The organism is Arthrobacter sp. JUb119, assembly GCF_024807995.1.
In the GTDB taxonomy this organism is placed as follows: domain Bacteria; phylum Actinomycetota; class Actinomycetes; order Actinomycetales; family Micrococcaceae; genus Glutamicibacter.
In genome coordinates this window covers 280685-294623 of record NZ_JANUFE010000001.1, presented here as the reverse complement: position 1 = coordinate 294623, position 13939 = coordinate 280685, and the positions used below count along the sequence as shown (strand labels likewise).

The window sequence follows — 13939 nt, the reverse complement described above, 5'->3', positions numbered from 1 at the left end:
GGTTTTCCGGCCATCGAGACAGAGGCTTGCAGTGGAGAATTACTTATCCATATTCACTGAGTACGACATTCCCGGAGCTTTCTGGGTCAATATCCAACTAACTTTCTGGGCTGCCATTGGCGCCCTCGTGCTGGGCACCATCTTGGCCTTGCTGCGCATCTCCCCCGTGGGGAGCTTCCAGGCCCTGGGCACCAGCTACGTTAACCTGATTCGCAATACCCCGCTGACCATCATCATCCTGTTCTGCGTGCTGGCCCTCTACGGCCAGCTCGGATTCGTGCTCAGCAGCGATTTCCAGGGAAACTTCTTCCGCCTCGCCGTCCTTGGCCTTGCGGTTTACCACGCGGCGTTCGTGTGCGAAGCGATCCGCTCGGGCGTGAACACGGTTCCCCTGGGACAGGCAGAAGCTGCTCGTGCCATCGGCCTGAGCTTCTTGCCCGCAGCGCGCTTGGTGATTCTGCCGCAGGCCTTCCGCGGCGCGATTGTCCCCTTGGGCAACACCTTGATCGCCTTGATCAAGAACTCCACCGTCGCAGCGGTCGGTTCGGTTGCCACGGAATCCTCCTCGGTCATGAAGACCATGATTGAGTTCCGCGCAGATATCGTGATCCCGATCTTCTTGACCTTCGCAGTGGGCTTCGTGATCATCGTCATTCCGGTGGGCCTGTTGACTACTTGGGCTTCTAAGAAACTGGCGGTGGCACGATGAGCGCGTCGATTCTTTTTGATACTCCCGGGCCAAAGGCCCGCCGCCGCATCTTGGCGGTAAACATAGTCGGCGCCTTGATTGCCTTGGGCATCGTGGCGTGGATCGTCCTCGGCCTGGCCGCCAAGGACCAGATGCAGCCTTCGCAATGGGATGACTTCATCGAAGGCAGCACCTGGAAGAACTACCTGCTTCCGGGCTTGTGGAACACCACCAAGGCAGCAGTCCTGGGCATCATCGGCTCGGTGATCTTCGGCCTGATCTTCGGTGTCGGCCGCTTGGCGCAGAATACGCTGATCAACGGAATCTCCACCGTGATTGTCGAATTCTTCCGCGCGGTACCAGTGCTGCTGATGATCGTGTTCTTCAACGTCTTCTTCTCCCGTTCCCTGCAGCTGTCAGGTGATACGGCGATGTGGGCCGTGGTCGCGGCGCTGATCTTCTACAACGGCTCGGTCGTTGCGGAGCTGGTCCGTTCCGGCGTTCACAATCTGCCCAAGGGACAGCGCGAGGCAGGCATAGCGATCGGCCTGACCCGTGGCATGTCGCTGCGCCACATCGAGATTCCGCAGGCGCTGGTCGCCATGCTGCCGGCGTTGATCGGCCAGTTCGTTGTGATCTTGAAGGACTCGGCTTTGGGCTACATCATCAGCTTCAACGAGTTGCTGTTCTTCGCCCGCACCTACTCCTCGCCTAACGGCAACGTCCTGCAGGCGCTGATTGTGGCGGCAGCCATCTTCATCATCATCAACTTCACCTTGAGCAAGATTGCCGTGATTGTCTCGCGCCGGCTGAGCAGCCGGGTGAAGAAGGAGAAGAATGCCCCGGCCGGCCCGGCCGCAGCCATAGTCGGCGCCCCAGCCGGCCTCGACGTGCCAGCGCCACAGGATCCTTCCGATCCCAAGGCCTAGCAGCTGAAACAAAAAAATCTCCGTACCGCATGATTCGCGCGGTACGGAGATTTTTTGTCTCTTCAAAGGCTGATCATCCCAGCCTCGCTAGCCCAACCAAGTACGCAGGGTCTGCAGGCAATCGCGGATGGCCTGCTGCGGCACATGCTCATCATCGCTGTGCGCCAGCAGCGCATCGCCCGGGCCGAAGTTCACGGCAGAGATGCCCAGGGCGGAGAAGCGGGAAACATCGGTCCATCCGTACTTCGGCTTCGGTTCCTGGCCCAGTACCTTGATCAGGTCTGCGGCGATCTCCTGGTCCAAACCGGGTTTGGCGCCATCAGCGCCATCGGTGCGTTCAATGTCGAAGCCGTCGAAAAGCTCAAGGACCACGGCTTCAGCTTGGGCCAGTGTCTTGTCCGGAGCGAAGCGGTAGTTCACTTCCACCTCGCAGTAATCGGGAATCACGTTGCCGGCAATGCCGCCGGCAACACGGACCGCGTTCATGCCTTCACGGTAGTCCAAGCCCTCAACGGTGATGGTCCGGGGCTGGTAGGCAGCCAAGCGCTGCAGGATCTCCCCCGCATCGTGGATCGCGTTATGCCCCATCCATGCACGTCCCGAGTGGGCTGCCTTGCCGCGGGTGCGGATGACGAAGCGGCTGGTTCCGTTGCAGCCGCCTTCGACGGTGCCGTCGGTCGGTTCCAGCAGGATCGCGAAGTCGGCCTCCAAGAGTTCCGGGCTGTTCTTGGCCAGGCGGCCCAGACCGGATTTGGCTGCTTCTACTTCCTCGTGGTCGTAGAAGACGTAGGTGATATCGTATTTGGCCTCGGTCAGTTCTGCAGCCAGCGCAAGCTGCACGGCGACCCCGCCTTTCATGTCCGTGGCACCACGGCCATAGAGCACCCCGTCGATGACTTCTGCGGGCACGGTGCCCTTGGCGCCCTCGGTGCGCGGCAAAGGCACGGTATCGAGGTGCCCGGCCAGCACGACGCGGCGTTCGCGGCCGAAGTTGGTGCGCGCTACGATGGCGTCCTGGTCCCGGTGCACATCAAGGTGCGCCTGCTTCCGCAGCGCCTGGTGCACCTTGTCGGCCAGCTCTTGCTCGTTGCCGGAAACGGATTCAATGTTCATGATCTGCTCGGTAAGCAGGGCAACGTCTTGCTGCAGGTCCAATTCGTTCACGGCTGGCTACGTCCTGAGTCTCTAGCTTCACTTTTTTGTCATTTATCAACGTTACTCCGGGCAACAAAGATACGATCAGTGTATGACTTCAGAATCTGTGACATCCAGCGAATCATCTGTCCGTTTAGCCTCAGCCCATGGCCTGGCAACGGTCGCATCCGATGGAACGATCCTTGATGTTTGGTACCCGGCTCCAGTCTTGGGCGAACTCGCCAAGGCTGAAGGGCTCTCCGGTGAACTCGCTGCCGCCGCGCAGGACGATGCAGCCCGCGGCACCACCCAGAAGGTCGTTTCACTGACCATTAATCTTGATGTAGCACCAGCTGACACCGCCGATGTGTGGCTGCGCCTGCACCTGCTCTCGCACCGTCTGGTCCAGCCGAACAGCATCAACCTCGACGGCATCTTCGGCCACCTCGCCAATGTCGTGTGGACCAACTTCGGGCCTTGCCAGGTAGAGGGCTTCGAGGTGACGCGCTTGAAGCTGCGCGCCCGTGGAGCGGTCACCGTGTACGGCGTGGACAAGTTCCCGCGCATGGTCGACTACGTGGTCCCAGCCGGCGTACGCATTGCCGACGCTGGCCGCGTGCGCCTCGGCGCACACCTGGCCGAAGGCACCACCGTCATGCATGAAGGATTCGTCAATTTCAACGCCGGCACCTTGGGCACTTCGATGGTGGAAGGCCGCGTGTCCGCTTCGGTCGTTGTCGGCGATGGTTCGGATGTCGGTGGCGGCGCCTCGATCATGGGCACCCTCTCCGGTGGCGGCAAGGAGCGCATTGTCATTGGCGAACGCGTACTGCTGGGCGCCAACGCCGGTGTAGGCATTTCCATCGGTGACGACTCGGTAGTGGAAGCTGGCCTGTACGTGACTGCCGGCACCCGAGTGGTTCTGGGCGAGAAGCAGGTCAAGGCGCTGGAGCTTTCCGGCGTGCCGAACCTGCTCTTCCGCCGCAATTCGATCACCGGCGCCGTTGAGGCGTTGCCGCGCGCCGGCCAGACCGTAGAGCTGAACAGCGCACTGCACGCCAACTAGTTCTTGCCCTGCAATCCAACTGGCAGATCACGGAAGTGATCTGCCAGTTTTTTATTGCTCGGCTATCCGCCGGGGAAGATGATGGTCACCATCGGCTGGATGAAGCCGTGGAAGGCCTTGGAGTCGCGTAGCAGCGACGTACTGGCAACGATGGTAGCCGTGCCGGTCAGCCATGCCCTGGGCTCGTCCAGGGGCACGTCAATGAGCTGGATTTCCTGGCGGGTGGATTGCATGCCGTGCTCCACCCCGTGGTCGATGAGGATTCTTTCCAGCTCATCCATGCGGTGCGGCACGTACTTGCCACTGTTTTCTGCAAAGTCCTGGGCATGCTGCTGGGCAAAAACCGTGGCCTGGCCGTAGTGCGCGCGGGCCAGCCGGGCCAGGGCCGGGTAGCCGTCGTCTTGAAGCCGTTCAATCAGTGCATCGCTGGCCGCCGGCTCCTTGGCCGGCGCTATTGCGGTCAGCGAATCCCACCAGGAGCTCCATTCCTGCTTGAGCTGTCCATGCGAGTCGTCGATCTTGTTGCGGTTCTTGATATTGGAAGCCAGCCGGCTATTGGGTCCGGCCTCCGCGGGGTGGACGCCTGACAGTTCGCGCAGGTACAACGCCATCAGCATATTCTGATTGGTATTTATGGCTAGCGACCAATTATTTCCACGACGTTGGTACATGCATACCACCTGACTCTTCGGCACACTTGTCGTTCCCTCTGCCTCATAGGATACTCCCGAAGTACCGCTTAAAACAGGGAAGGACCTGTCGCCCCACTTGTGTGGGAAGACAGGTCCTGCCGCCGGGATCCGGAAACTCGCCCTAGGCCTGGTAGCCGGGATAGTCGCGAGCGGTTTCACCCATGTACAGCTGGCGTGGGCGGCCGATCTTCAGCTCTGGGTCCTTGATCATTTCGCGCCACTGTGCGATCCAGCCTGGCAGACGGCCGATGGCGAACAGCACGGTGAACATCTTTTCCGGGAAGCCCATGGCGGTGTAGATCAAGCCGGTGTAGAAGTCCACGTTCGGGTAGAGCTTGCGCGAGATGAAGTACTCATCATTCAGCGCAGTTTCTTCCAGCTTCATCGCGATCTCAAGCAGCTCGTTCTTGCCCTGCTTTGCCAGCAGGTCGTGAGCGGTCTTCTTGATGATCTTGGCGCGTGGATCGTAGTTCTTGTACACACGGTGGCCGAAGCCCATCAGGCGTACGCCGTCTTCCTTGTTCTTGACCTTCTGCATGAAGTCTTCTGGGGAGATGCCGGAGGACTGGATCTCGCGCAGCATCTTCAGCACGGCTTCGTTGGCGCCGCCATGGGCTGGGCCGGACAGTGCATGGATACCTGCAGAAACCGAAGCGAACATGTTGGCTTCGGAGGAACCGACCAGGCGCACGGTGGAGGTGGAGCAGTTCTGCTCGTGGTCAGCGTGCAGGATCAGCAGCAAGTCGAGGGCCTTGACCACATCCGGATCCGCAAGGTAAGGCTCGGCAGCGGTGCCGAAGCACAGGCGCAGGAAGTTCTCGACCATGTTCATCGAGTTGTCCGGGTACAGCAATGCCTGGCCGATGGACTTCTTGTGCGCGTACGCAGCCAATACCGGCAGCTTTGCCAGCAGGCGCAGGGTCGAACGCTCAACCTGTGCGTCATCCTTCGGATCCAGCGAATCCTGGTACCAGGTCGACAGGGCCGAAACAGCCGAGGACAATACCGGCATCGGGTGCGCGTCGCGCGGGAAGCCGCCGAAGAAGCCCTTGAGCTCTTCGTGCAGCAGGGTATGGCGGCGCAGCGAATTGTCGAACTCGGCCAGCTGATCAGCAGTCGGCAGTTCGCCGTAGATCAGCAGGTAGGTTACCTCGATGAAGCTGGACTTCTCGGCCAGCTGCTCGATTGGGTAACCGCGGTAGCGCAGGATGCCCGCGTCGCCGTCGATGTAGGTAATCGCGGACTTGGTAGCCGCGGTGTTCATGAAGCCGGGATCGTAGGTCACGTTCCCGGTAGTCTTCAAAAGTGGGGCTACGCCAAATCCGTCATTGCCCTCTGCTGCCTGAATTACTGGCAGCTCGAGGTTGGATTCTCCAAAGTGTAGCTGTGCAGATGTGGTATCTGTCATTGCATCTCCTAACCGGAAAGCGTGTAGTTCCGAAAGGTCAGTCGTCACCGTAGAACATACCGCGATTTGACCCATTCAAGCTAATTAGGGTGTCATCTTCACCGGTTGGCGGAAGAATTCAACCGTTCAACGGCAGCCGCGATCCGCTCATCGGAGGCGGTCAAGGCCACGCGTACATGGCGTTCCCCCGCGGTGCCGTAGAAGACGCCAGGACCGGCAACGATGCCCAGTTCCGCCAGCGCCCCGATGGTTTCGAAGCTTGGCCGCCCAGCGGTGCACCACAGGTACAGTCCTGCCACCGAATCATCGATGGCCAAGCCGAAGTTCTCCAGCGCTGGCCGCAGCATGGCCCGGCGTGCCCGGTACAGCTCGCGCTGCGCCGCAACATGCTCGTCGTCATTCAATGCCACCACCATGGCGTGCTGGATTGGACCGGGCACGATCATGCCCGCATGCTTTCGACTGTTGACCAGAGTTGGCATCAGGTTCGGGGCGCCGGCAACGAAAGCGGCGCGGTATCCGGCGAGGTTCGACTGCTTGGACAGCGAGTACAGGGCGAACAGGTCATCGAGGTTTCCTCCGTTGACCGCCGGGTCCAGGATGCTTGGCACCTGGCCCTCGTATTCATCCCATCCCAGTTCGGCGTAGCACTCATCGGAGGCCACTACGGCACCCATCTCACGCGCCTGGGCCACGATGCTTGCCAGCTCGGCGGTAGCACGGACCTTGCCGGTCGGGTTGCCTGGCGAGTTGACCCAGATGAGCTTCACGCGTTCACGCTGCTCAGCAGTCAAATCCGAAAGGTCGTCGGTGGCGATGGGGGTCGCGCCAACCAGCTGGGCGCCGATGTCATAGGTGGGGTAGGCGATCTCTGGACGTACCACGATGTCGCCGGCACCCAGGCCCAGGAACAGCGGCAGCCATGCCACCATTTCCTTGGAACCGACCGTTGGCATGACATCATCGGTGCTCAAACCGGTGACATTGCGGCGACGGGCGAACCAGTCGACGATGGCCTCGCGAACTTCAATGGTGCCGTGCGTGGTCGGGTATCCGTGCGAGTTCGCCGCCTCGGCCAGCGCCTGCTGGATCAGTTGCGGCGTGCCATCGATCGGCGTGCCGATCGACAGGTCCACGACTCCCCCCGGATGCGTGGATGCTTGCTCGCGGTATGGGGCAAGCTGGTTCCAGGGGTAATCGGGGAGCTCAAGCATAAAAGTGAAAACCTAGCCTTGGTTCTGTGGTGGCAAGGCGCTGATCAGTGGGTGGTCAGTGCCGGTGTTACCAATTTTAGCGGCGCCGCCCGGGGATCCAAGTTCATCGAAAAAGTCGACGTTTGCCTTGTAATAGTCGGCCCATTCATCCGGCACGTCATCTTCGTAGTAGATGGCTTCAACGGGGCAGACAGGTTCGCAGGCGCCGCAGTCAACGCATTCATCCGGGTGAATGTAGAGCGAGCGCTCACCTTCATAGATACAATCTACCGGGCACTCTTCGACGCACGCCTTGTCTTTAACGTCGACGCACGGCTGAGCGATGATGTAAGTCACGAGGGCCGAGACCTTTCCTTGCACTGGGTGGTTTCAACAGGAGCTAGTGGTCTTCCTCAGATGCTCTTTGAATCCTTTACCAGCTCAAACTACAGTCTAGTCCTGATACCCATGCATCGGACCGCCCATTGGCTCGCTGTGACGTAATCGACCATTCACATTTCAGCTTCCCGGGGTCCAGATGAATTCTTCTTACGAAAAGATGACGTTTCCAAATGCTTAATTTCAGTGATGTGACGCCCGGTGAACGGCTTGTTGTCCGCTACCGCTTGGCCGACGGCCGGGCCGGTGAGCATTTTTCCGATGCACTGGGCGAGTTGCAGGAAGTGACGGAGGAATCGGTGAGCATCCAAACCCGGGCTGAACTGGTATGCATCCCCCGCGCGGCGATCACTCACGCCAAGCGGGTACCGCCGGCTCCGGCGCGCCGCAGGCCCCGTGCCCCTCGCGCCGAGTAGCAGCCTGCAAGCCGCGCAATTTTCCTGCTTCCATGGGTTGCTGCCGCGGGCACACCCATACCGCTTGGGACGACATGTGATTTGAAACTGCCAATCACTCAGCGCTTTTCGCGTATGCTGTTTCCATGCCCTCCGATAAACTTGTCCAATCGCGAGCACGAGCCCTCAGCTCCCCGCTGAGGCTTCGCATCTTGCGCTTGTGCCTGCATGAGTCACGAACGAACAAGGAAATTGCGGACATTCTCGATTTGAATCCCGCCACCTCCTTGCATCACGTGCGAACCCTGGTCAGCAACGGTTACCTCGCGGCAGAAGAATCGCGCCGAGGCAACCGTGGCGCCAAAGAAGTGCCCTACCGCAGCACCAAGCAGTCCTGGGGCACGCGCATTCCCGACGCGGCCCCCATGCTGGTGGACACCTTCCTGCAGGAAATCGAGGGACTTGATCCCCAGGAGATACAGGTAATCCGCTTGGGCCTGAAGCTCAATGAAGAAAGCCAGAAGGATCTCATGAGCCGGCTGCGCGCTGTGATCGAGGACTACGCGATGCGAGATCCGGATCCAGATGGCGTTGCCACCTCGTTGTTCTTGGCCCACCACCTGGATATCACCGGCAATGCGCGCAAAGACCAGTAGCCTGCTTTTCGCCTAATTAAACACAGAAGGAGCTCTTCCCGTTGGGAAGAGCTCCTTCTGTTTTCAGTTCTGGCGTTGTTGCTTGCGCAGCACTCGCAAGGAGCACAGCAGGGCAATCACCGATGGAATAACCATTCCATACATCCACAAGGCCGAGGCCAGCGTTGGCCCGGGCAGGTACTTGTAGTACTCCATGCCCAAGATCAGCTGGTCATCGCCCACATAGGAAATCAGGCCAACGGTCACATAGCAACCGATGAACCCCAGCGCACCGGCCCACAGCTTCGATGAAGAAACCGCAGCCCAGTACACCAGAACCCCGAGCAGGAGCCAGGCCAGACCCACACCCCAAACCAGCGGGATGTCGTTTCCGACATAGCTGATGGAGGCGTGGATTGCGGTCCCGAATAATCCTGCTGCCACGGCGGCAACAACACCGCGCCAGAGCGCGGAGAAGTTGCTGCCGAGGGATTTGCGCTTATTAGGAGCGAGCGCGTGCACGGGTAGCCTTGGCACGGTCGTTGGCGTTCAGCAGAACCTTGCGGATGCGGATGGCTTCCGGGGTAACCTCAACGCACTCGTCTTCGCGAGCGAATTCGAGCGACTCTTCCAAGGTCAAGTTACGTGGTGGGGTCAGGTTCTCGAACGAGTCCGAGGAAGCAGCACGCATGTTGGTGAGCTTCTTTTCCTTGGTGATGTTCACGTCCATGTCGTCGGCGCGGGAGTTCTCGCCGACGATCATGCCCTCGTAAACCTCTTCGGTTGGCTTCACGAAGAAGTTCATGCGCTCCTGCAGGTTGATCATCGCGAATGGAGTCACAACGCCTGAACGGTCGGCAACGATCGAACCGTTGATGCGGTATTCGATTGGGCCTGCCCATGGCTCGTAGCCTTCAGCCAGCGAAGCAGCAATGCCGGCGCCGCGGGTTTCGGTCATGAAGCGGGTACGGAAGCCGATCAGGCCACGTGCTGGAACCATGAATTCCATGCGAACCCAGCCGGTGCCGTGGTTAGCCATGTCGGTCATGCGGCCCTTGCGCGATGCCATCAGCTGGGTGATAGCACCCAGGTACTCTTCAGGTACGTCGATGGTCATGCGTTCCATTGGCTCGTGAACCTTGCCGTCAACCATCTTGGTAACAACCTGTGGCTTGCCAACGGTCAGCTCGAAGCCTTCACGGCGCATCTGCTCAACGAGGATGGCCAGTGCCAATTCGCCACGGCCCTGGACTTCCCAAGCATCTGGACGCTCGGTAGGCAGGATGTTCAGCGAAACGTTGCCGATCAGTTCCTTGTCCAGGCGATCCTTGACCTGTCGTGCGGTGACCTTGGCGCCCTTGACCTTGCCAGCCAGTGGCGAGGTGTTGATACCGATGGTCATCGAGATCGCAGGTGGATCAACGGTGATCAGTGGCAGCGGCTTAGGGTTCTCAAGGTCGGTGAGGGTCTCGCCGATCATGATGTCTTCGATACCGGCAACTGCAACGATCTCGCCTGGACCAGCTTCGTCAGCTGGAACGCGGGTCAGGCCCTGGGTGGCCAGCAGTTCGGTGATCTTGACCTGCTTCATGGTGCCATCCTGGCGGGCCCAGTTAACCTGCTGGCCCTTGCGCAAGGTGCCGTTGATCATGCGCAGCAGCGCCAGGCGGCCAAGGAATGGCGAAGCGTCAAGGTTGGTGACGTGGGCCTGCAGGACTTCACCTTCGGTGTAGGTCGGTGCAGGAACGTGCTTGATGATGGTCTCGAACAGTGGCTCAAGATCTTCGTTGTCCGGCAGGGTGCCATCGCCAGGCTGGTTCATCGAAGCGTAGCCGGCCTTGCCCGAGGCGAAGACGACAGGAACGTTCAAGATTGCGTCCAGATCCAGATCCGGAGCTTCGTCAGCCAAGTCCGAAGCCAAGCCCAGCAGCAGGTCCATGGAGTCGGAGATGACGCCATCGATGCGGGAGTCGGGACGGTCGGTCTTGTTGACCACGATGATCACTGGCAGGTTGGCGCTCAATGCCTTGCGCAGCACGAAGCGGGTCTGCGGGAGCGGGCCCTCGGATGCGTCAACGAGCAGAACCACGCCGTCAACCATGGACAGGCCGCGTTCCACCTCGCCACCGAAGTCGGCGTGGCCTGGGGTGTCAATGACGTTGATGGTCATCTTCTTGCCCTCGGCTGCTGGGCCGTTGTAGAACACGGTGGTGTTCTTAGCAAGAATGGTGATGCCCTTCTCGCGTTCCAGCTCACCTGAGTCCATCACGCGATCTTCGGTTTCACCATGGCTGTCGAATGCGCCAGTCTGCTGGAGCATGGCGTTGACGAGGGTGGTCTTGCCGTGGTCAACGTGCGCAACGATGGCTACATTGCGAAGTTCATCGCGAGTAATGGTGTTTGCTGACATGCGTGAAGGCTCACTTCCGCTCGAAAATTTGGGTCTGTGGAGTCGGGGCCAAAGTCGACCCAACAATCCAGTTTACGCGCTCGAGACTCATAGTCTGTTGATCTGTGTCAGAACATACAGGAATTTCATGTATCTGTCGCAAAGAATTCAGCGGATTAACCGCGTTGGCATCCAAAAACGCAGCTTGCTAGGCCCAAAGTTGACTTCAATTTCCGGGAGTTCAGCGTCAAGCAAGCCGCCGCATTTTTCTATGGTGGATTTTGAACCGATGTTATCGGAATCACAGGTAACCAGCGCATGTTCAATTCCTGATTCGCGAAGTTCCTGCAACCCGAATTTGCACAGTTCCTGTGCCGCACCACGGCGACGATACTCGGGAACTACACCATAGCCGATATGTCCGCCGACCTGAAACAGGCTCTCGTTGATTTCATATCTGACGGAAACCCGGCCAACCAGTTCCCCCTCGTCAAAGGCGGCGAACAGCGCCGAGCGAACCCAGCCTTCTGGAATGTGCTCGCCTCGGCGCCCGGCCTTCATCCGGTAGATATAGTCCTCCCAGTCCTCGGCTGCAGACCAAGTCGGCAAGAACTCGAAGTCTTCGCGAAGCATCAAGTGGTGGGCATCGATTGCCTGCTGTTCGTCCTGGCTTTCCAATTCACGGATCTCCAGCGTCTTTCCCAACGTCATAGCGCCAGTATGCCAGAGCGCCTCCACCTCCCACCGGTGAATTGCGCGCCAAAGATGCGCCTGAGCCCTAGTAGGCCACCTGCTGGCCCCGCACTTGCCTGGCCCATTCCACGGTTCCGCCGCTAAGGCTGTAGACCGCAATGCCTGCATCCCGACCGGACATGGTGATCCGCGCCGCCTGCTGCGAACGGGCACCGGTTTTGCACACGAATACGACCGCCGAAGCGCCGTGCGCGAGCTTTCCCAGTCCCCGTTCTTTGAGCTGCGCGAGCGGAAGGTGCTGGCTGTGCGGGATCGCTATGATGTCGCGTTCCCAGGATTCGCGCACATCCACCAGCAATACCGGTTCATCCGCTTCCAGCTCCGCTAGCTGCTGAACCGTGAGCTCCGGGACATGCCCGTCGACAGCGCAGGAAACCGGCTGGTACTCCCCCAGCCCGGTCACCGGCTCACGTTGCGGATCCCTGGCGAATTCGAGGGTCCGCACACTGGCTTCCAGCGCATCATAGAGCCAGAGCTTGCCGCTCAGTGTGGTCCCGATTCCGGTAATGAGCTTCAGGGCTTCGGCGCACATCACCGAACCGATAACGCCGCACAGTGCGCCGAAGACTCCTCCTTCGGCGCAGCTGGGCACGGAGTCCGCGTCGGGGATTTCAGGAAAAAGATCACGCAGCATCGGGCCGGTGCGCGGATCGAAGACGGACACCTGCCCGGAGAACTGGACGAGGGTTCCCCACACCAGCGGGGTGCCGGTGATTTCCGCGGCATCATTGGACAGGTACCGCGTGGCAAAGTTGTCGCTGCCGTCGATGACCAAGTCGTATTCACTGAAAAGCGCCACGGCGTTGGATTCATCCAGCTTTTCATCCACGGTGATGATCTGGACGTTCCGGTTCTGCTCGTGGGCCATCCGCCGCACCGAATCCACTTTCAGGCGCCCTGCATCCTGTTGCCGGTGCATGGTTTGTCGTTGCAGATTGGACAGCTCGACGGTGTCATCGTCGATGACCCCGAGGGTGCCGATTCCCGCAGCGACCAGGTAGCTGGCAATGGGACTGCCCAGGCCCCCGGCTCCGATAACCAGCACCTTGGCGTTGGCGATGCGGCGTTGCCCTTCTTCTCCCACCCCGGGCAGGGACAAGTGCCGGGAGTAGCGCGCCAGCTCTTCCGGTTCCAGCTGCGCGCCGGGTGCTACCAGGGCTTCCCGGCTCACGAGAAGTCACCGACCAGGGTTTGCATCATGCCTTCGGCCGGCGAGGAGGCCAGTGCGGTATCGCGGCGCGGGATCCGGCCAGCGAGCCGCGCGGCGCGCCCGGCACGCACAGCATCCTTCATGGCCCTGGCCATGAGCGGCGCGTTGTGCGCCCGGGTCACCGCGCTGGCCAGCAGCACCGCGTCGCAGCCGAGCTCCATGGCCAGGGCCGCATCCGAGGCGGTGCCCACCCCGGCGTCAAGGATCACCGGTACCTGCGCGCGGGAGACGATGGTGGAAATATTGTGCGGATTCAGGATCCCCAGGCCCGAGCCGATCGGCGCTCCGGCCGGCATGATTGCCGCAACCCCGGCGTCCTGCAGGCGTTGGGCAAGTGCCGGATCATCATTGGTATAGGCGAAGACCTGGAACCCGTCGGCCACTAGTTGCTCGGTGGCCGCATGCAGTTCCAGCGGGTCCGGCAGCAGCGTGTGCTCATCGGCAATGACTTCGAGCTTGATCCAATTGGTTTCCAGAGCTTCACGGGCCAGGTGCGCGGTGAGGATCGCATCGCGGGCGGTGAAGCATCCAGCGGTGTTGGGCAGCGCAATCACGTTGTTGCGCTGCAGCAGTTCATACACGTTGCCTGCGCCGGCCGCCGAAAAGTGGCGGATGGCCACGGTGGTCAGCTCCGTTCCGGAGGCCTGCAGGGCGCTTTCCAGGGTGGTCAGCGAACTCGCTCCCCCGGTGCCGAGGATCAAGCGCGAGGACAAGGTGCGTCCGGCGATCTGGAATGGGTCGCTGTGGATGTCCAGCTCGGTGATGTTGCGCGTTTCCATGCCTAGCCTCCCTGGGCCGCGGTAACGAGTTCAATGCTGTGCCCTTCGGCCAGCAGGTAGCTATTCCAGGCGCTGCGTGGAACGACAGCGCCATTGACGGCGGCGGCAACTCCGAGCTTGCTGCCGTCAGCGGCCACCGAGTTGGCGTCCAGTTCCTTGCCGATTTGCGTGCTGATGAATTCGCGAAGGGTGGTTCCTTCGTCCAGGTTCAGTTGCCGTGAATTGAAATTAATGCCGATGCTTGTCATGGTTGCTGCTCCGTTCGGTGA

General features: G+C 60.4%; 16 protein-coding genes. 5 read left to right on the top strand and 11 right to left on the bottom strand.

The features are described 5' to 3' along the window. The first annotated feature begins 31 nt into the window (after positions 1-31). Both M2368_RS01495 and M2368_RS01490 read left to right on the top strand, forming a co-directional pair. Entirely contained in the window at positions 32-709 is a 678-nt protein-coding gene (locus M2368_RS01495) for an amino acid ABC transporter permease (protein WP_105657532.1), read from the top strand. Next, a complete protein-coding gene (locus M2368_RS01490; protein ID WP_498723942.1) occupies positions 706-1617 on the top strand; it encodes an amino acid ABC transporter permease in 912 nt (303 codons plus the stop codon). Before M2368_RS01495 ends, M2368_RS01490 begins: the two co-directional genes overlap by 4 nt. A gap of 87 nt (positions 1618-1704) precedes the next feature. On the opposite strand, the gene dapE is transcribed toward M2368_RS01490, so the two are convergent. Continuing rightward, complete coding sequence (gene dapE, locus M2368_RS01485) at positions 1705-2781, bottom strand: succinyl-diaminopimelate desuccinylase (protein ID WP_105661518.1); 1077 nt, start codon at positions 2779-2781, stop codon at positions 1705-1707. Positions 2782-2863: 82 nt separating this feature from the next. Between dapE and dapD the strand changes: the two genes are divergently transcribed. Beyond that, positions 2864-3817: a 2,3,4,5-tetrahydropyridine-2,6-dicarboxylate N-succinyltransferase gene (gene dapD / locus M2368_RS01480; RefSeq protein WP_105657535.1), complete on the top strand. Its 954-nt coding sequence runs from the start codon at positions 2864-2866 to the stop codon at positions 3815-3817. 62 nt (positions 3818-3879) lie between these two features. Here dapD and M2368_RS01475 read toward each other — a convergent pair whose 3' ends face one another. The 4 genes from M2368_RS01475 to fdxA all read right to left on the bottom strand — a co-directional run bounded on the left by M2368_RS01475 (position 3880) and on the right by fdxA (position 7467). Beyond that, on the bottom strand, positions 3880-4428 hold the full coding sequence (locus M2368_RS01475) for a hypothetical protein (protein ID WP_133833694.1): 549 nt from the start codon (positions 4426-4428) through the stop codon (positions 3880-3882). A 202-nt stretch (positions 4429-4630) separates the two neighbouring features. Then, positions 4631-5917, bottom strand: coding sequence for a citrate synthase (locus M2368_RS01470; RefSeq protein WP_105657537.1), 1287 nt, complete (start codon positions 5915-5917; stop codon positions 4631-4633). 98 nt (positions 5918-6015) lie between these two features. Then, positions 6016-7131, bottom strand: a complete 1116-nt coding sequence (gene dapC / locus M2368_RS01465) for a succinyldiaminopimelate transaminase (protein ID WP_105661519.1) — start codon at positions 7129-7131, stop codon at positions 6016-6018. 12 nt (positions 7132-7143) lie between these two features. Continuing rightward, a complete protein-coding gene (fdxA, locus tag M2368_RS01460; protein WP_013349521.1) occupies positions 7144-7467 on the bottom strand; it encodes a ferredoxin in 324 nt (107 codons plus the stop codon). Positions 7468-7682: 215 nt separating this feature from the next. On the opposite strand from fdxA, the gene M2368_RS01455 reads away from it, so the two are divergent. After that, a complete protein-coding gene (locus M2368_RS01455; protein ID WP_105661520.1) occupies positions 7683-7925 on the top strand; it encodes a putative acetyltransferase in 243 nt (80 codons plus the stop codon). A gap of 125 nt (positions 7926-8050) precedes the next feature. Beyond that, positions 8051-8560, top strand: coding sequence for a helix-turn-helix domain-containing protein (locus tag M2368_RS01450; protein ID WP_105657540.1), 510 nt, complete (start codon positions 8051-8053; stop codon positions 8558-8560). A 63-nt stretch (positions 8561-8623) separates the two neighbouring features. On the opposite strand, the gene M2368_RS01445 is transcribed toward M2368_RS01450, so the two are convergent. The 6 genes from M2368_RS01445 to thiS all read right to left on the bottom strand — a co-directional run bounded on the left by M2368_RS01445 (position 8624) and on the right by thiS (position 13918). Continuing rightward, positions 8624-9061 carry a hypothetical protein gene (locus M2368_RS01445; protein ID WP_105657541.1) on the bottom strand — a complete coding sequence of 146 codons (438 nt, stop codon included), beginning with the start codon at positions 9059-9061 and terminating at the stop codon, positions 8624-8626. Then, positions 9042-10949 carry a translational GTPase TypA gene (gene typA, locus M2368_RS01440; RefSeq protein ID WP_105657542.1) on the bottom strand — a complete coding sequence of 636 codons (1908 nt, stop codon included), beginning with the start codon at positions 10947-10949 and terminating at the stop codon, positions 9042-9044. The genes M2368_RS01445 and typA overlap by 20 nt, the downstream gene beginning before the upstream one ends. A 147-nt stretch (positions 10950-11096) precedes the next feature. After that, on the bottom strand, positions 11097-11633 hold the full coding sequence (locus M2368_RS01435; RefSeq protein ID WP_498723941.1) for a GNAT family N-acetyltransferase: 537 nt from the start codon (positions 11631-11633) through the stop codon (positions 11097-11099). Positions 11634-11706: 73 nt separating this feature from the next. Then, entirely contained in the window at positions 11707-12852 is a 1146-nt protein-coding gene (moeB, locus tag M2368_RS01430) for a molybdopterin-synthase adenylyltransferase MoeB (protein WP_498723940.1), read from the bottom strand. Continuing rightward, positions 12849-13670: a thiazole synthase gene (locus tag M2368_RS01425; protein WP_332727127.1), complete on the bottom strand. Its 822-nt coding sequence runs from the start codon at positions 13668-13670 to the stop codon at positions 12849-12851. The genes moeB and M2368_RS01425 overlap by 4 nt, the downstream gene beginning before the upstream one ends. A 2-nt stretch (positions 13671-13672) precedes the next feature. Beyond that, positions 13673-13918 carry a sulfur carrier protein ThiS gene (gene thiS, locus M2368_RS01420; protein WP_105657546.1) on the bottom strand — a complete coding sequence of 82 codons (246 nt, stop codon included), beginning with the start codon at positions 13916-13918 and terminating at the stop codon, positions 13673-13675. Between the last annotated feature and the right edge of the window lie 21 nt (positions 13919-13939).

Bases quoted from the DNA above. Each gene is read 5' to 3' on its own strand.
- typA (WP_105657542.1), bottom strand. From the start codon at position 10,949: ATGTCAGCAAACACCATTACTCGCGATGAACTTCGCAATGTAGCCATC.
- M2368_RS01425 (WP_332727127.1), bottom strand. From the start codon at position 13,670: ATGGAAACGCGCAACATCACCGAGCTGGACATCCACAGCGACCCATTC.
- M2368_RS01470 (WP_105657537.1), bottom strand. From the start codon at position 5,917: ATGACAGATACCACATCTGCACAGCTACACTTTGGAGAATCCAACCTC.
- M2368_RS01475 (WP_133833694.1), bottom strand. From the start codon at position 4,428: ATGGCGTTGTACCTGCGCGAACTGTCAGGCGTCCACCCCGCGGAGGCC.
- M2368_RS01490 (WP_498723942.1), top strand. From the start codon at position 706: ATGAGCGCGTCGATTCTTTTTGATACTCCCGGGCCAAAGGCCCGCCGC.
- M2368_RS01455 (WP_105661520.1), top strand. From the start codon at position 7,683: ATGCTTAATTTCAGTGATGTGACGCCCGGTGAACGGCTTGTTGTCCGC.
- dapD (WP_105657535.1), top strand. From the start codon at position 2,864: ATGACTTCAGAATCTGTGACATCCAGCGAATCATCTGTCCGTTTAGCC.
- M2368_RS01450 (WP_105657540.1), top strand. From the start codon at position 8,051: ATGCCCTCCGATAAACTTGTCCAATCGCGAGCACGAGCCCTCAGCTCC.
- thiS (WP_105657546.1), bottom strand. From the start codon at position 13,918: ATGACAAGCATCGGCATTAATTTCAATTCACGGCAACTGAACCTGGAC.
- dapC (WP_105661519.1), bottom strand. From the start codon at position 7,131: ATGCTTGAGCTCCCCGATTACCCCTGGAACCAGCTTGCCCCATACCGC.